This window comes from Microbulbifer yueqingensis, from assembly GCF_900100355.1.
GTDB classification, from domain to species: domain Bacteria; phylum Pseudomonadota; class Gammaproteobacteria; order Pseudomonadales; family Cellvibrionaceae; genus Microbulbifer; species Microbulbifer yueqingensis.
Map to the genome: position 1 here is coordinate 178,932 of NZ_FNFH01000006.1, position 17,465 is coordinate 196,396.

The following is a 17,465-nucleotide window of genomic DNA, read 5'->3' on the forward strand; positions in this document are numbered from 1 at the left end:
ATAGAGAAAATATCGAGGGAATCATGAAAAACCAAGCTAAAAGGAGTTTCAGCAAGCATCACCTGGCCCTGGCCATCACCGCGGTATCGGCTGGCTATGCCCTGTCAGTGAGCCAGGCTGTTAACGCGCAGGCCGACGACGCGATAGAGGAAGTCATCGTCACCGCGACTGCCCGTGAAACCAGTGTGCAGGATGTTCCCTACAACATCTCTGCGGTCTCCGGCGATGATATCAGTGCGGCGCAGATTACCGACCAGGCAGAGCTGATGCGGAACGTGCCCGGAGTTGCGGTGGTTGACCGTGGCAGCCGGAATTCCGGTGTGATCAACGGCATTATGATTCGCGGCCTCAATGTAGACAGCGCCGCGCTGGGCGATTATTCCGTTGCCGCAGCCCCGACTGTCTCAACTTATGTAAACAGCACCCCGGTATACGCCAACTTCATCCTGAAGGACCTGGAACGGGTGGAAATCCTGCGTGGGCCCCAGGGCACGCTGTACGGTTCCGGCTCTCTTGGCGGAACTGTCAGGTATATTACCCGCAGTCCCGATACCGAAGGCAATTCCGTGGATTTCAGTTCCGGTGTCTCCAGTACGACCGGCTCCGATGGCCTGAATTACAGTGCCGATTCGGTCGTTAACCTCGCCCTGTCCGATACCCTTGCCATCCGCGCCGCCGCCGGGCTCGTCGACAATGCGGGCGTGGTGGACTACGTGAATGTTTACCGGCTCGACAACAGTGGAATCCCGGTCGCACCCGAGGGGGTCCTGTCACCGGAAGCGGAGTACCGGACTGTCGAGGATGCGGATACCGTGGAAATCACCTATGCCAGGTTCGCGGCGCTCTGGCAGCCCACGGATGACTTCGAGGTGCTCTTCACCCACATGACCCAGGAAGACGAGATCGGCGGGCGGCGCCAGCAGACCGAGGGCCTGGATGGCTGGGGCAATGCCTACGACGATTACGAAAACGGGTCGATCCAGCTGGAACCGTCCAGCCGGGAAGCCTCGCTGAACAGCCTGGAGGCGGAAATAGACCTGGGTTTTGCCACGCTGACCTCCTCCAGCTCCGATTACGATCACAGCGGCGATTCGGTTTCAGAGAACACCGGCTTCTATGCCCAGAATGGCTGGATCGGTGCTTTCTATTACAACTACAACCGCCCCATGGCCTCCGCCGTGCGCCAGTATGAAGACTCGGCGTTTATCCAGGAACTGAGGCTGGTTTCCAACGGTACCGATAGCCTCGACTGGATCCTGGGTGCTTTCTATATCGACCAGGACACGGCGGGAGCCCAGCAGAGCTACCTGCGCGGTTACCAGCAGTGGGCCGATGCCGCCTGGGGCGCAGGTATCGTTGCCAGCGACCAGGACTGGGATTATGCGCGCGACGACAATTTCACCGAAACAGCATTCTACGGTGAACTGACCTGGCACCTGGACGCCCTGCACCTGACACTCGGTGCGCGCCAGTTCAGTAATGAGTATGAATCTGCGGTTTACATGGATTTCCCCGCTTATGGCTCGGGGGCAATTTTCCCGGTGCTTAACGACAGCCGCGTTACCGAGGATGATGGTCTCCTGTTCAAGGCGAACGCCGCCTACGATATTTCCGCAGACATGATGGCCTACGCCACTATCTCCGAGGGTTACCGCCGGGGGGGATCGAACGCAGCCCCCACCAGTGGTTTCTTCGGTGAAGATCCCTCCTGGGCTGAGTACGAGGCAGATACCGTGGTCAACTATGAGGCCGGTATCAAGGGCAGCGTTGGCTCTATGACCTACACCGCTGCCGCCTTTGCGGTGGAGTGGGACAACGTGCAGGTAAATACGGCCACGCCCTACTGGGGATTCTTCGCGGTCACCAATGGAGAGGCGGCGAGCACCTCGGGTATCGAGCTTGAGCTGAGTGGCGACCTGAGCCAGGACCTCGGCTACAGCCTCGGCTATGCCTATGTCAACGCCGAACTGGATTCAGATCTCACCGCGCCCGGTCGCTCCGCGCCGCTTGCCAGTGCCGGGACGCGCCTGCCGGGAACGCCCGAAAATACCCTGACGGCAGCGCTGGACTACCGCGCGCCGCTCGGCAATGGCGGGCTGGAAATGATCGGCCGCATGGCGGCTTACTACCAGTCATCGACCATGAATGCCGCCAGCGACAGCCAGACCTACGCCGCTGAACTGGATGGCTTCTCGCTGCTCGATGGGCACATCGGGGTGGCCGGTGAATGGTGGACGGCAACGCTGTTTGCCAAGAACCTGACCAATGAGGAAGGCACCACCGGGCTGTTCAAGGAAGAATACATGGGAACCGATCCCTCGCAGCAGTATTACGGCAACGGGGCCAAGAGCTTCCTGGTTCAGCCGAGAACCATTGGCGCGAACCTAAAATTGAGCTTCTGATTTCTTCCTTGAATGGGTACATTGGGGCGCATTGCGCCCCTTTTTTATCTTTGCAAAGCGAACAGACAAGTGAATGCCAGAGAAGAGCAGGCCAGTCTCCAGGGCGGAATAGCCGACGTTAACCGGTTGCTGGGCGAGGCGCGATTCCTCGCCGCAGACCAGGCAATCGCGCAGCTGCGCCGGGACTTCGCCGACAACCTGGATTTGCTGTCGCTGCATATCCGCTGTCGCCTGTTCCTGGGCAAGCACCGCGATGTCAGGGCACTGCTGGCGGAGTACCGCCGCCGTGCGGGACAGGACCGGCATCACCTGGAGTGCTGTGCTGAACTGTTTTCACAGGTCCAGGTGCCGGCGGAGGCGATGGCAATCTATCGCCTTCTGGCAAGGGACGGCAATCGCAATGCGCGCTATAACCTGGCGGCAAACCTGGTCGCCCTGGGAGACCTCGGGGAGGCTGAGTCGATTCTGGAGCGACTGGTACAGGAATGGCCAACCGATGGCCAGGCCCACCAGGTGCTCAGTGGTATACGCCGTGTGTCCACCGATTCCAGCCATATCCCGACACTTGAGAAGCTTATCGCACGCAGTGATCTGGCGCTGAAAGACCGCATCCAGCTGCATTACGCGCTGGGCAAGGAATTCGAGGATATCGGTGAATTTCGCCGCGCATTCGAGCAGTTCGGGCGCGGCGCGCAGTTACGCCGCGCGACCATGCGCTACCAGGTCGAGGGGGATTTACAGGTACTCGAATTGATCGGCGCGGAGCACAGTAAGCCTGCAGCGGAAAGTGATGTCGACCAACGGGGGGAGGAGGCGGTCTTTGTCTTCGGCCTGCCGCGCTCCGGTACGACACTGGTAGACCGTATTCTCTCAAGCCATAGCCAGTGTGACAGCTTCGGTGAAATCACCGACCTGCCGCTATCGCTGATGGTGACTGCCGGCCACAGCCTCCCCAAGGAGGAACTGGTGCGGGCGACGGCCCAATGGTCGGGCAAACAGATTGCGTCTGCCTACCTGGAGCGGCTCGCACAGTTCGATTCAGCCGCGCACAAACATATTGATAAGACACCACAAAACTTTCTCTACGCCGGATTGATCGCGCGCAGCATGCCCGGCGCAACCATGATCTGGATGGATCGCCACCCACTGGATGCCTGCTTTGCCATGTTCAAGACCCTGTTCCGCATGGGCTATCCGTTTTCCTACAGCCTGCAGGACCTGGGGCACTACTACATTGCCTACCATCGATTAAGGGAAACGTGGCAGGAGAGGTTAGCCGACCGGATTCGTTTCCAGTCCTATGAGAGGCTCGTGGAAAAGTTCGATGACGAGGCGCCGGCACTGGTGGCCGCGGCCGGGCTCGATTGGGAGCCGGCGTGTGGGGAATTCCACCGCAACCGCAGCCCCGTGGCGACCGCCAGTTCGGCCCAGGTGCGGCAGCCGCTCTATACGCGCTCAGTGGGACACTGGAAACATTACCGTGAGCAGCTGGCGCCACTGGCTGAGGCGCTGGACAAGGCGGGCATTGCGGTGGAGTAAACGGCTGGATGCCGGCACACGCCGGCATCCGGTACTTGGGTAGGCGGGATCAGCGCGACAATTCGCGCACGAATTCCGGTGCCTGTTCGCGCTGGGCAATACACAGGTCGATGGCCTCGGCAGTCTGCGCCAGGCTGCGCTGGTGCCCCGGGGCCAGGTCGCCGTGCTTGTCGAACAGGTCCCGCAGCTGGTGCAGGCGGTCGCGGTTGCAGAAGGTGCGCGCGAAGGCCGGCGTGCGGCGGCGCCACTGCCCGGGGATCTTCTCGATCACGGCAGGGAAGTTCTCCTGCAGCCACTGCCAGTGCTCTTCCTGCACTGCCGGCTCGGCCATGGCGCTGGCGATCAGCCCGAAGGCCTCGCGCGGACCAACCTCGTTGCTGAGGGCCAGTTTCTGTACATCCCCGGCCTGCTCCGGTTTGTTGGCGGCGCCGATGGCATTGGCACTGGCGTTGTCGAAACGCGGGTCGTCCAGTTCGCCGCGCACCCTGACCAGGTGCGGCAGGAATTCGTCGCCGGCATCCTGAACCGCCACTACCAGCGCCGGTTCGTACAGGTCGGAATCCAGCGCGGCGGGATCGCGCTTGCCCTTGAAACCGGTGAAGGCGGTGGCCTTTTCGGCAAGCTTCCCGCGTGCCTGCCTGTCCTCGGCAACCAGCGCCATAAAGGCCAGCAACTCGCTGTGCAGCAGCTTCTCTTCTGCGTCGCTGCTGCCGGCGGTGCGGTCCAGGACCGGCTGGTAGAGCTCGCGCAGGAAGCGGGAGAAGTCCGGCAGCGCTTTCTCCGGCAGCATACTGCGGCGGTACTCTGCCAGGTTGCCGAGCGCTGCGGTGATTACCTGCCGGCGCTCGGCGGCGGCGGATGCACGCACCACCCCGAGCAGCGTCGCGACCGGCAGTTCGCCCGCCTCGAATGCGGCGAAGGCGCTGTCGATGACGGAGAGTTGCTCGGTGGCAGTGAGATCGGCGAAATGCTCAACCAGCGGCTGCCACTGGTCGCCGGCGAAGTTCCAGCGGTAATAGCCACTGCCGTCCGCGTTGGGCAGCAGCCAGTTCGGGCACTGGTCGCCCTCCAGCGGCACTGTCTGCTGGTTTTCCGCCAGCATCAGGCACTGGCGACCCCGGTCGGTGCGCAGGCACAGTGGGATGGTCCACCGCTGGCCGCTCTGCTGGATCGGCGAGCCCAGTGGGCGATAGCGGTCCTGGCTGATGGTTACCTGCGGCTTGCCGGCAGTCTCGCATTCCAGGTTTACGGTCAATACCGGCACCCCTTTCTGCTCGACAAAACTGCGGAAGGTATCGGTCAGCTCCGGGGTATTGGTCTCCTCACCGATTACCCGGTAGAAATCCTCTGAGTCGGCCACGCCGTCGGCGAAAGTCTCGACATAGCGTCCCAGCGCCGGGCGAAAGCGGTCCGGCCCGAAGTACTGGTCAACCATGTGGATCACCGCCAGGCTCTTGGCATAGGTGATGGAATCGTAGGCATTGCGGATATCGTCGTTGCCATCGATGGGCTCGCGGATCGCCCGGGTGCTGTCGAGCGAATCGAGCTGCATGGCGCTGATGGCCCGCACCGCGGCGTTAAGCTCGTGGCCGCCTTCGGGCTCGAAGATGGTCAGGCTGAGCGGCGTGCCCCAGGTGGCGAAGCCCTCCTTGAGCCACAGGTCATCCCACCAGGGCGGGGTGACCAGGTTGCCGAACCACATGTGGGCCAGTTCGTGGGCATGCACACCCAGCAGGGCCAGCCGCGCGCCCGGCGCCGGCTCATCACCCTCCACCAGGATGCGTTGCTCGCGGTAGGTGATGGCGGCGGACAGCTCGGTAGCGCCACTGGGCCACTGCGGCGCGGCGATAATGTCGAGCTTCTCGAACGGGTAGGGGCGCTGCAGCTCCTGCTCGAAAATCTCCAGCATGCGTGGTGTGACGTCGAGGATATAGGCCATGTCGTCGCCGCGACCCTTGCGCGCGAAACCCCGCAGGGGTACGGCTTCCTTGCGGTATTCATTGGCCGGGATTGCCGGGCGCTCCACCACGTCGAAAGGCCCTACTGCCAGTGACAGCAGGTAGGTGGGAGTGGGGCGGGTGGTGGCAAAGGTTACTTTCTCCAGGCCATCGCCGGCGGGCTCGCGTTTCGCCTCCGGTCCGTTACTGATGGCGACGTAACCCTCGGGGATGGTCAGGCTGATATCGAACGGCGCCTTCAGCCCCGGCTCATCGAAGCCGGGCAGGTACTTGCGGGCCTGGATGGATTCGGACTTCGCCAGCGCGTAGGACTCACCCTGCTCCTCCACCTTAAAGAGCCCGGCGAGGTTGCGGTCGAAGTCGGCGCTGTACTGGAGCCGCAGGGTGAACTCGCCGGCGGGCAGCGGCCGGGCAAAGCTTACCCGCACCACGCCGCTGTCGAGTACCTGCTCGTAGTCGGCGGCCACTTTTTCACCCGCGGGCGTGACCGCGGTGGCCTCGCTGACCCGGAGATCCTTGCCGTGCATCCAGATATGCTCCGCCGGCTGGTCGAGCTGGATGTCGATCTCCACGCTGCCGGAGAAATCGTCCCGGCGCGGGTCCAGCAGGAGGTCCAGGCGGTAGGCGGTGGGGCGCACGCCCTCGGGCAGGCGGCCATCGGGCGCTGGCGAGACTGCGGCCTCGCCGGGGGCCTCCGCTGGCCCGGCAGCGGTGGACTCGCCCGAGCCGGATGGGGATTCATCAGAGGGGCCGCAGGCGGCCAGTGCCAGTAGCGCCACGGCCAGCAGGCTGCGCAGGGTTATCTTCTTCATAGGCTCCCGTTACTTGGCAAAAGCCATCATTGTAACGGGTCGGGAAGGCATTGGCCCACGACCGGCCGTCGCCATCCCGGTGCTGGCCGGGCTCTGGCAACCATGCAAATGACCCCTGCGCCATTCCCGGCGGCAGGGCTCGGGAGGCGGAAGGAAAGGTGACTGCCCGGATTTTCCTGGTCCCAGAAAGTCCGACGGACGCCCGGTTCTCGTCTAAAATTGTTCTTTTTTTGTACAGCCAAAACCGGTAGTGTGTGAGCCTCTTCGACCTGCCATGGAGGGCGTTAGCAGAACTCACTAGTGGCAAGAACTATGTTCCATCGCACGCTCGCTTTGTTGGTAATATTTTCCGGTTTGATCCTCTCCGCCTGCAGCGCGCAGCACAACCTGGGCGAGGAAACCTGGTACCAGGTGGACAGCGAGAACTTCCGTATCGTGACCAATGGCGACCCACAGGCGGTAGAGACGCTGGCTCGTGACCTGGAGCGCTACCGTGCGGTGGCGCTGAAACTGCTGGGGGCCGAGGGGGCCCGGCAGGAACAGCAGAAGCTCACTATCTACGCCACCGCGGATCGCCAGACCTACGCCGGCCTGGTGGGAGCCGAGCTGGCGGAGATGACCAATGGCCTGTTCGACACCACGGCCCAGGGCAGCTACGCGCTGGTGAACCTGGATGGCCGCAGCGGCACGCGCCAGCTGCAGGCGCGCGAGTTCCTGTTTCACGAATACACCCACTTTCTCAGCTACCACGGCAACACCACCCATTACCCCTACTGGTACAGCGAGGGCTTTGCCGAGTTCATGTCCACCATGACTTTCCCGGTGCCGGGCCGCTACAAGCTGGGTGCCGTTCCCGAGGAGCGGGCCATGACCCTGCTCTACGCCAGCCCCATGCCGATCGAGCAACTGTTGCGTGCGACCGTAATGAACACGCCGAATGAGGAAAAGCCCCGCGTCTATGCCAGTGGCTGGATGCTGGCCCACTGGCTGATCATGGAGAGCGGCAAGGTAGAAGAGTTCAAGGATTATGTCCGTGCCTTTAACAGCGGGGCTGACCCGGTGGAATCCCTCGAGAGTACTTTCGGGGTCAAACTTGCCGACGTCGAAAAGCGTTATGAGCAGTTGTTCCAGGAAGGTGAATTCGAGATGGCGGGCGGCATAGTCCCGGCTGAATTCCGCGAGGTGACACCCGATGTCCGCCAGCTCCCGCCGCAGCGTGCGATCGCGGAGGTGGGTCACTTCCTGGTGCTCTCCGGCTATAACCTCGGCGGTCTCGATTCCCTGCTCCAGTATGCGCACGCCAATGGCCTGATGAGTGCGGAACTGGTCGCCGTCCAGGCCGATGCGGAAACCCGCATGGGTAACTACGAGGCGGCCGAAAGGTTACTGGCATCTGTTCCGGTGGCCGAGCGCAGCAAGTTTCGTTACCAGCATGTGGACGCCTGGCTGGGGCTGACCCGCCAGGCCAACACCACCGTCGACCAGCGTAATCGGGAAGAGCTGAAAAAAGTGCGCGACAAGTTCGTGTTCCTGGTGAACAACGATGCTGAAACCGCTTCCCACTGGTATGGGCTGGCGATGAGCATGGAGATGCTCGATTACCCCCGGGAAAAATACCTGGAGATGCTCGAGCAGGCCTACCTGCGTGCACCGCGACAGGTCCATATTGCCCAGTGGATGGCCCGCGAACTTTATGACAAGCGGGACGCCGAATATTTCGCCCGGGTGGCCGAGCCGTTGCTGATGGAACTCAATGACGAGGACCAGTACCAGCAGATGAAACTCATGCTGGCGGAGATGAAGGCCGAAGAAGAACCCGGGGTGAAAGCCCGGGTCGACAGGACCCTGGCCAGTAAGGCCAGTGAAAAAAACGAGGGATAACTCCCCGGATAAACCCCGCCACCTGGCGGGGTTTTTTGTTTAGGCCTTCAGATGGTGGCCCCGCTCGCTGCGTCGGGCGATTCGCCGGAACCCGCGCCGTGTTCCGCGGTGGTCGGGTCGATAATATTGCGCACCTCTGCCACCGAATCGGCTGGGAAGCCCCCCATCTCGGCGTGCTTCAAAATCGATTCCCGGTCCGGCGCGATGTAGATGCAGTAAACCTTGTCGTCCGTTACATAGCTCTGCACCCACTGTACCTGGGGGCCCAGCTGCTGCAGGACGTCACAGGATTTCTGCGAAATACCGGCCAGTTCCTGCTGGCTGAGTTGGCCGGCCTCCGGAATTTCCCTCTCGATTACAAATTTGGGCATTGGTGCTCCCTCCCGTGTCCGCTGTCATTTTATGTCTCCGGTGTGCGCCGCTGGCGAAGGCTGGCCGCCCCCGGACAAGCGCAAGCTGAAACAGTTTAGACGGTCAGGCAGGCTTCTGCGGCTGGCCCTTCTTCCTGCTTGTCGACAGTGGCTGGACAGAAAACACCCTCACTGGTTTCGATCCCCTCACTGGAGGCGCGAGAACTCTCTCACAATACTGGAGTCGTAACTGCGAGCAGGGTGCCAGCGCGGCATCGTAGCGCGTGGGGCGAGTGGTACCATATGGCGGTGCTGGTGCAGTAAATTTCGGGGCGGGAATCCTGGCTATACCGATTGGCTGCGGAAGAATAATGGGTGTGATACCCGGGTAGTACGTCAGGCCTGGCAATATGATGAGTTTGCAAGAGTGGCGCAACGGCGCCAGCATTTTCGCCCACGGGGATTTCCCGGTTTTCACCCGTGTCGGCGGTAATCCCGCCGGGCCGGCGCTGTTGCTGCTGCATGGCTTTCCCACTTCCTCCTGGGACTGGAACCGCGTCTGGGATGCGCTGGCTGCCAATTTCAGCCTGTATACCCTCGATATGCTCGGCTTCGGTGACTCCCCCAAACCGCGCAATTTCCCCTATCGCATCGAAGACCAGGCGACCCTGGTCGAGTCGTGGCTGCTGCACCTGGGGGTGGGGGAATTCCATATCCTCGCCCACGATTACGGTGATACCGTCGCCCAGGAGCTGCTGGCACGCTACCGGCAACGACAGGATGCAAGCGGGGATAAAGGCGTCGGCCTGCGGGTCGCGAGTGTGTGCCTGCTGAACGGTGGCCTGTTTCCGGAGGCCCATCGGCCGGCGCTAATCCAGCGCCTGCTGTCTTCACCGGTGGGGCCGCTGGTGGGGCGCATCGGTAACCGCAAAAGACTCGCCGCCAACATGGCGCGGATTTTCGGCCCGCAGACCCAGCCCTGCGAGGAGGAAATCGATAATTTCTGGAAGCTGCTCTGCAACCGCGACGGCAGGAGAATCCTGCACCGCCTGGTACGCTATATGTCAGAGCGTCGCCGACACCGCAAACGCTGGGTAGGCGCGCTTTGCGAGACTGAGGTGCCCTTGAAACTGATCGTTGGCCTGTTCGATCCTGTCTCCGGCAGGCATATGGCCGCGCGCTACCGCGAGCTGGTTCCGCAGGCAGATATAACCGGGCTCGAGGGTATTGGTCACTACCCGCAACTGGAAGCGCCCCAGGCAGTGCTGGATGCCTTGCGGGGGTTTATGCTCCGCCACGGGCTGGCAAAATACCCGGCGCAGGTGCTGGCCGGGGCCTGACGACCCGCAACTGTTTGAAGGGGAAAGAGTCGATGCGCTGCTGGCGCCGCTACTGGAAATTCCTACTGGCACTGGCCGTGGTGGTGGGCCTGGTCCTGTTGCAATTCTCCGGCAGGCGCGGGGAGAACCGCATTGCCCCTTCCCTTCATGAAACTGCCGCTGGCCACGGTTCGCTGCTGTCGCCCCTCCCGGCCTTCCGCCTGCGATTCATCCCTTCCTGATCCCCCGCCGCGGTCATTCGCCCACGCGGTTTGGCGCACGGAACTACGCGAGACTGGCAATGCGAGGTCGTTAACGCGGCGCATTAATGGTCCATTCCTGAATTGTCCTGCTTTTTCACGCCAGGCAACCCCGGTGTGACGTGTTTCTCAATCCGCACCCTTGTTATAGTCGTAGGCCTGTATGGCGGCTGTCTGAGCGAACACCAGTCACCGCGATCGAAAATAATGCAAAAGGCCTACCTGTGAATACCAGACTCTATCCAGCGGTTTCCATCCTGTTCCTGCTGCTTGCCCTGGTGGCCTGCGGGTCCGGGGAAGATGCCAGCGAGCAAGCAGGCGGTAACCCTGCGGCGGAAACGACGGCGGCCACGGCAGCTGCCGCTGGGGAGGTGCCCGCAGAACCAATGCCGCCGGCCTTCCAGAACTATTCGGAGCGCGGCGATCTGCCGGCGCTGCGCGAACGGGGGGTGCTGCGCCTGCTGGCGCCCCGCGGCGAAGCCGAGGATGCGCTACCCCGTGACGGCCTGCCGGGCAGTGCCTGGCGCGAGCTGGCGGAGAAATTCGCCCGCAGCCGGGGATTGAAGCCGCAGTGGGTATATGTGGAATCCTTTGCCGGCCTTGTCCCGGCCCTGGTGGAGGGTCGAGGCGACGTGATTGCGATCAACTTCTCGCGTACACAGGAACGTGAGGAGCGGGTTTCCTTTACCCGGCCCCTGCAGTATGTGCGCGAGTTGCTGGTGACCAGTGCCGAGGAGGGTAAGGTCGCCGCCGATGAACCCATGCTGGTGGCAGTGCGCCGAGGCAGCGCATTTGCTGCCACGCTCGAGGCGCAAAACGCGCTGGAGGAGGGTCCTGCAGGCGAGGGGCGATTCACAATCGCCTACCTGGACGAGCCAGTTGATCACGATTCGCTGCTCGATGCAGTGGTCGCCGGTGATTACCAGGCCACCGTACTGGACAGCAACCTGGCCGATGCCCTGCTGCCAGACTATCCACAGCTGGAGGCGAGCGACAGCCTGGGTTCGCAGCGCGCTATCGCCTGGGCGGTGCGCAAGGAGAACCCGGCCCTCAAGCGCGCCCTGAATGAGTTTTTTACTTCCGAGCACCTGGTTGCCAGCCAGATGAGGGAACGGCCGCTGCGCGACTGGGCTGAAATCCAGTCGAATCGCACCCTGCGGGTACTGACCCGCAATCACCCCGCATCCTATTTCATGTGGCAGGGTGAGCTGATGGGGTTTGATTACGACCTGCTGCAGCAGTTTGCACGGGAAAACAACCTCCGTCTCAGCATGGTAGTGCCGGGGCCTGACGTAGATCTCGGTGAGGCGCTCCGCTCCGGGCTGGGGGACGTGATCGCTGCGTCCCTGACGGTGACCGATGCGCGCCACGAGCAGGGCCTGCGCTTTACCCGCCCTTACCTTGAGGTGACCGAGCAGGTGATCGCCGCCAGGCCACTGCCGGACACCGATGCGGATCAACCGATTGCAGAGTTTTTGGCAGGCAGGGAGGTTGCGGTAAACCCGCTTACGAGTTTCTACAGTAACCTGCGCGCACTGGAGGAAACGCAGGAGCAACCCCTGCAGGTGGTTCCGGTAGAGGGCGCGGCGACCGAGCACCTGATTGATGCAGTCGTTCGTGGTGAATACGACTTCACCGTAGCGGACTCGCACCTGGTGGATATCGAGAGCACCTATCGGGATGATTTTGCTGTGGTCGGGGAGCTGCCGGGCAAGCGCGACATTGCCTGGGCGGTGCGGCCGGACCAGCCGGTACTGCTGAAGCACCTCAACAGTTTCCTCAACAAGCACTATCGCGGTCTGTTTTTCAATGTCACTTACAACAAGTATTTCCGGCAGGCCAAGAGAATTCGCAGCCACACCGCCAAGCGCCTGCGCAATACTGACGAGCTGTCACCTTTCGACCCGCTAGTGCGCAAATATGCCGGGGACTCGGACCGTGACTGGCGCATGGTCGTGGCGCAGATGTACCAGGAGAGCCAGTTCGACCCGCAGGCGCGTTCCTTCGCCGGTGCCCGCGGCCTGATGCAAGTACTGCCGCGTACCGCGGCCCAGATGGGCATCTCTGACCTGTTTGTCCCGGAGAATAATATCCGCGCCGGCGTTACTTATCTCGACTGGCTGGAAGAGCGCTTCCCCCGCGACCTGGACTTCGACCAGAAAATCTATTTTACCCTCGCGGCATACAATGCGGGGCACGGGCATGTGCGCGATGCACGCCGGCTGGCGGAATCCCTCGGCAAGGATCCGGACCGCTGGTTCGGCCATGTGGAAGAGGCGATGCTGAAACTGTCGCAGCCGGAGTATTACCGCAAGGCGCGCTTCGGTTACGTGCGCGGCCGCGAGCCGGTCAATTATGTCCGGCAGATTCGCAGCCGCTACCTGGGTTACCTGGCGGTGGCGCGCAACGAGAGCGGGCAGTAAGCGCCCGCATTAGCGAGCGGGCTGGCCGAGGTCGGACAGCAATCGAGCCAGCCAGGCCGTCACGCCCGGATACTGGTCCATATCCAGCACAAACTCCTGCCCCCGCGCGGCGCTCTGCAGTTTGCAAAAGCCGGGCATATCTCCCGGGCCCTGTTCCCAGCGCCAGAGGTTGGCGTGGTAGCTAAGCGGGCTGCGGCCCGGCTGCGGATAGAAGGAGTCCGGCAGTCGCCAGGCGGATGGTCGGGGTGAGTCGGGACGGGTGAGTACCAGCCGCTCCTCCAGCCGGGGGAAAATTCCTGCGCCGGGCAGCGAAGCGGCTCGGCCACAGAGATCGATTTCGTCACTGGAAATATAGAGAGTGTTACGGGGGTCCGCACCGATATTGAAGTGCGGGTGATAGCGCGCCCACGGCAGCGCGTTCATGGGCAGTCCGTCTACCGCCTTTACCTGGCCGATACCCATCCAGCCCCACAGGACATGTCGCGCCGGGGCCTGCTTCACAAAGCGCCAGTGCCCTCCCACCATCTCCACCGGCCGGAAGAGCCCGAAAAACAGGAACAGGTCACCCTCGTCCACGCCCTGTCGACGCAGGTGTCCCTGGGCGGCACCGGTCTGTCCCAGTAGCGGCCGCCAGCCGCGCCGGCGCGAAAGCGCATCACGGTACATGTCCGGGTCCAGGTGCACGCCTTCGGTAGCGGTGTGACGACCACGAGTCAGGTCCTGGACCAGCTCGCCAATCGGGATGTCCCGGAAATGCAGCTGCCCGTATTGGATGCCGGACCTGGCGTCGGGAATGGGCAGGGGATAGAGAGACCCATCGGGAAAGATCGGGCTGGGACAGCCGCCGGCGGAGGAGTCGAAGCCCTTGCGGCTCAGGATCAGGCGCATGGATTCCCTCCTTTACGGTGGACAACTGGCAGGGGCCTGGAGCTTAACCCGGGAGGAGAGCAGAGAAAACCCGCCTGGCACCATTTCGGCTCGGTGGAAACCCGGCGTCGCGAGTCCCCGTTCATCGGCGTATTGGCACCAACACATGCACTGTCGCTGCTGCCCCAGGGGCATGAAGCTATTTTTGCATCGAAAAAACGGGGCCGCTCTGGACCCCTGCCAAGGTGGGATAGAGAAAAGGTGTGTGAAATTGTGGCCACGACATGGCCAGTGAGGAAAACTTCAGTATTCCTTGTAGGGCAGGAACTTGCCGGACAGCACTACCCTGACCCGGTCCCCTTTCGGGTCAGCCTCCCGCTCGATATCCAGCGAGAAGTCGATTGCGCTCATGATGCCATCCCCGAACTCCTCGTTGATGAGTTCTTTTATGGTGCTCCCGTAAACGTTTACCACTTCGTACCACCGATAGATCAGCGGGTCGGTGGGCACGGCGGTGGGTAGTGAACCCTTGTAGGGCACGGCCTGGAGCCAGGCGATGGCGTCTTCGGGAAGGTCGAAGATCTCCGCCACAACCATTGCCTGTTGTTTACTCATGGCCATCTGTCCCAGGCAGGCGGCAGTGGTCCATTCCTTTGACAGGCCGAGCGCGGCGGCCACCTGGCTCCAGCGGATGTCCTTGCGGATTCTTGTTGCCTGGATCATGCGGGTCACTTCTTCACGGCTGTTGATCATGGTTTTCTCCTCAAGTGGTGTCGGTAAGCAGGTAGAACATTGTGATCAGGGCGAGGAATTGCAGCAGCGCCAGGCCCCGCCAGAAGGCCACCGGGTTGCGCTCGATCAGCGGTGGCCGCTCAGCGGAGAGGTAAGCCGGGTTGGGATGGCGAAGGTCGTAGAGAAATTCCGACAGCTGGTCGTAGCGCCGGTGGGGATCCGGGTGCACGGCACGGCGGATCGCCGCATCAACCCATGCAGGCAGTTCGCGATCTGTCCGGACCAGACTGCGATAACCGAGCCGGCGCTGCGCGCTGATGGTGCGTGCCCGCGCCATTCTGGGGCCATAGGGAAACTCGCCGGAAAGCAGGTGGTAGGCCAGCACCCCGAGTGAAAACAGGTCGGAGCGGGGTGATGGCGCCTGTCCGAGGAGGCATTCAGGAGCGCTGTAAAGCGCAGTGCCCAGTAGCTCGTCGCCGCCACTTGCGCCGGCCAGCTCCTCGAGTCCGCCGATCCGTACCGCACCGTAGTCGATGATCTTAACCGTCCCGGCCCGGTCGATCATGATGTTGTCCGGTTTCAGGTCCCGGTGCAGCATCTCCATGCGATGCAGGGCCTGCAGCCCCCTGCCCACCTGGCCGACGATATCCCGGACTGTTTCCAGGTCGGGTTGTGGGTGGTCGCGGAGCCATTGGGAGAGGGGCTGCCCGTCGATGTACTCGGAGGTGGTGTAGAGATAATGCCGCTCCCGGTCGATGGGTGCAGCCCCCAGCAGGTGCGTATTGCTGACGCGTCGGGCGATCCATTCCTCCGCCAGGAATCGCTCCAGGTAGGCGGCATCACCACCGGATTCAGTGGCGGGGACCTTGAGGAACACACGGGTGCCGCTTGCGCTGTCGGTGGCCAGGTAGGCGCGGCTACGGGCAGTTGCGTGAAGCTCCCTCTGGATCAGGTAACCGTCCAGTTCACTGCCGGCCCGAAGCGCCGGCGGCAGGGGCAGGCGATCGGCAGCCCGCCGCAGGGCGGTGGTTTCCTGTCCGGGCAGCTCATCGATGCGCACGACCTGCACGGTCAGGTTGTCGTTACTGCCATGCTCCAGTGCGGCTCGCCCGATTGCCCTCGCGGCTGTATCCAGGTCCAGCTGCGGATCATCCAGCAGGTCAATGATCACGCCCGCGGGGACATATTCGTGCACGCCATCGGTGGTGAGCAGGTAGCACTGCCCCTGCTGCAGGGGCAGGTTGCGGTAATCGGGCTCGTCACGATGGCGCGATCCCAGCGCCCGGCTCAGGTAGCTCTCGCCGGCCGAGCGCCACTGGCGGTGATCGCTGGTGAGCTGTTCCAGTGCGCCGTCCTGCAGGCGGTAGATGCGTGTGTCGCCGATATGGAACAGGTGGGCCATGCGGCCCCGCAGCACCAGGGCGCTGAATGTACAGACGTAGCCGCGGTCGCGCTCGAACCGGTAAGGGCCTGCACGTGTCTGGGTGTCCAGCCAGGAGTCGATAGCCGCGATCACGCGGGTGCCCGCATTGCGCACCGACCAGGCCTCCGAGGTGCAGTAGTAGTCCTCGAGGAAGGTCTTCACGGCCGTCTCGCTGGCGACCTGGCTGACCTCACTGCTACTGATACCGTCGGCAATAGCCAGGGTCACGCCTTTCACCGCCAGCTGCGGTAGCCGCGGCACCACTGCACCGTGAAAGTCCTGGTTGTGGGGCTTCCGTCCGGCGCTGCTGAACTGGCCGATAGAGACCCGCAACTGGCTCGCGGAGGCATGTGGTGATTGCCCGGCCACCGCTGGCCGGGCGTGGATGGTTGCCATTAATAGATGGTACTGATCAGCTTGCGCTGACCGACGCGCCGACCGCGCTGTCGAGGCTGCGCTTGGGGGCAGTGCGCACATGGGTGCTGTACAGGGTGAGACCGGTGAAGGCGAGGCCGCCCACCAGGTTGCCCAGCGCGGTGGGGATTTCGTTCCAGAGGAAGTAGTCTGCCACTGAGAAGCCGCCACCCATGATCATGGCGGAGGGGAACAGGAACATGTTCACCACAGAGTGCTCGAAGGTCATGAAGAAAAACAGCATGATCGGCATCCACATGGCCAGCACCTTGCCACTCACATGGGTGGAAATCATCGCGCCCACGACGCCCATGGATACCATCCAGTTACACAGCATGCCGCGCAGGAAAATGGTGAACCAGCCGGCGGCACCGTACTCCGCGTATCCCACGGTACGGGACTCGCCGATCCCGGCGATCTTCTGGCCCACCGCGCCCGGCTCGACCTGGAAGCCGTAGGTGAAGACGAAGGCCATCATGAAAGCTACCGTGAGCGCCCCGCCAAAGTTGCCCAGGAAGACCAGCCCCCAGTTGCGCAGGATGCCGTTCACCGTAACGCCGGGGCGGCGGTCGAGCCAGGCCAGGGGCGTGAGCACGAATACGCCAGTGAGCAGATCAAAGCCCATCAGGTAAAGCATGCAGAAACCCACCGGGAACAGCACTGCACCGAGCAGCGGACTGCCGGTGGTGACGGTAATGGTGATCGCGAATACCGCCGCCAGCGCCAGGATGGCGCCGGCCATATAGGCTCGGATCAGGGTATCCCGCGTGGACATGAAGATTTTTGCCTCACCGGCATCGACCATCTTGGTCGCAAATTCCGTGGGTAATAGGTAAGCCATGTTGTTATCCCCGGTCTGTGGATTGTCTGTGTCTCCACACGGCGCCGCTTCGGAAAAAGTCGCCGGCCCATAAAAAAACGGCGTCCTCACACGGCGGGGGAAACCCTGCCGCGGAAGACGCCGTTGTCTGTGGAAACTGGTTTTTCTGAAAGACCGTAGCTAAACGGCCCGCCACTCAGAAATTAGCAACATTCATGCCAGCCCTGGGCGGGCAGCCCAATAGCGATACAGCGCTGTCCGAGAG

Annotated in this window: 12 protein-coding genes; 6 read left to right on the forward strand and 6 right to left on the reverse strand. The window is 62.5% G+C overall.

Annotated elements, in window-relative coordinates:
• Positions 1-23: 23 nt before the first annotated feature.
• Positions 24-2,402 (forward strand): TonB-dependent receptor, encoded by a 2,379-nt coding sequence (locus BLT26_RS14035; RefSeq protein WP_091515776.1) that lies wholly within the window; start codon positions 24-26, stop codon positions 2,400-2,402.
• A gap of 69 nt (positions 2,403-2,471) precedes the next feature.
• Positions 2,472-3,941 (forward strand): tetratricopeptide repeat-containing sulfotransferase family protein, encoded by a 1,470-nt coding sequence (locus BLT26_RS14040; protein WP_175453128.1) that lies wholly within the window; start codon positions 2,472-2,474, stop codon positions 3,939-3,941.
• Between the two features lie 49 nt (positions 3,942-3,990).
• Here the strand turns inward: BLT26_RS14040 and BLT26_RS14045 are convergent, their stop codons facing one another.
• Complete coding sequence (locus BLT26_RS14045) at positions 3,991-6,711, reverse strand: M1 family metallopeptidase (protein ID WP_091515782.1); 2,721 nt, start codon at positions 6,709-6,711, stop codon at positions 3,991-3,993.
• Positions 6,712-7,011: 300 nt separating this feature from the next.
• Here BLT26_RS14045 and BLT26_RS14050 point away from each other — a divergent pair, with 300 nt between their 5' ends.
• Entirely contained in the window at positions 7,012-8,592 is a 1,581-nt protein-coding gene (locus BLT26_RS14050; protein ID WP_175453129.1) for a hypothetical protein, read from the forward strand.
• Positions 8,593-8,639: 47 nt separating this feature from the next.
• Here the strand turns inward: BLT26_RS14050 and BLT26_RS14055 are convergent, their stop codons facing one another.
• Complete coding sequence (locus BLT26_RS14055; protein WP_091515786.1) at positions 8,640-8,963, reverse strand: DUF4242 domain-containing protein; 324 nt, start codon at positions 8,961-8,963, stop codon at positions 8,640-8,642.
• Between the two features lie 389 nt (positions 8,964-9,352).
• On the opposite strand from BLT26_RS14055, the gene BLT26_RS14060 reads away from it, so the two are divergent.
• The 3 genes from BLT26_RS14060 (at position 9,353) to BLT26_RS14070 (ending at position 12,944) form a co-directional block, all read left to right on the forward strand.
• Positions 9,353-10,282: an alpha/beta fold hydrolase gene (locus BLT26_RS14060; RefSeq protein ID WP_091515789.1), complete on the forward strand. Its 930-nt coding sequence runs from the start codon at positions 9,353-9,355 to the stop codon at positions 10,280-10,282.
• 32 nt (positions 10,283-10,314) lie between these two features.
• The gene (locus BLT26_RS14065; protein WP_091515792.1) at positions 10,315-10,503 is read left to right on the forward strand and encodes a hypothetical protein; all 189 of its coding nucleotides are present in this window, start codon (positions 10,315-10,317) and stop codon (positions 10,501-10,503) included.
• A 242-nt stretch (positions 10,504-10,745) separates the two neighbouring features.
• Positions 10,746-12,944 (forward strand): MltF family protein, encoded by a 2,199-nt coding sequence (locus tag BLT26_RS14070; RefSeq protein ID WP_217631449.1) that lies wholly within the window; start codon positions 10,746-10,748, stop codon positions 12,942-12,944.
• A gap of 9 nt (positions 12,945-12,953) precedes the next feature.
• Here BLT26_RS14070 and BLT26_RS14075 read toward each other — a convergent pair whose 3' ends face one another.
• The 4 genes from BLT26_RS14075 to BLT26_RS14090 all read right to left on the reverse strand — a co-directional run bounded on the left by BLT26_RS14075 (position 12,954) and on the right by BLT26_RS14090 (position 17,221).
• Positions 12,954-13,832: an Nmad3 family putative nucleotide modification protein gene (locus BLT26_RS14075; RefSeq protein WP_091515796.1), complete on the reverse strand. Its 879-nt coding sequence runs from the start codon at positions 13,830-13,832 to the stop codon at positions 12,954-12,956.
• 282 nt (positions 13,833-14,114) lie between these two features.
• Entirely contained in the window at positions 14,115-14,564 is a 450-nt protein-coding gene (gene cynS, locus BLT26_RS14080; RefSeq protein WP_091515800.1) for a cyanase, read from the reverse strand.
• 10 nt (positions 14,565-14,574) lie between these two features.
• Positions 14,575-16,362 carry a bifunctional protein-serine/threonine kinase/phosphatase gene (locus tag BLT26_RS14085; RefSeq protein WP_091515805.1) on the reverse strand — a complete coding sequence of 596 codons (1,788 nt, stop codon included), beginning with the start codon at positions 16,360-16,362 and terminating at the stop codon, positions 14,575-14,577.
• Positions 16,363-16,378: 16 nt separating this feature from the next.
• Positions 16,379-17,221 (reverse strand): formate/nitrite transporter family protein, encoded by an 843-nt coding sequence (locus tag BLT26_RS14090; protein ID WP_091515808.1) that lies wholly within the window; start codon positions 17,219-17,221, stop codon positions 16,379-16,381.
• Positions 17,222-17,465 lie beyond the last annotated feature (244 nt).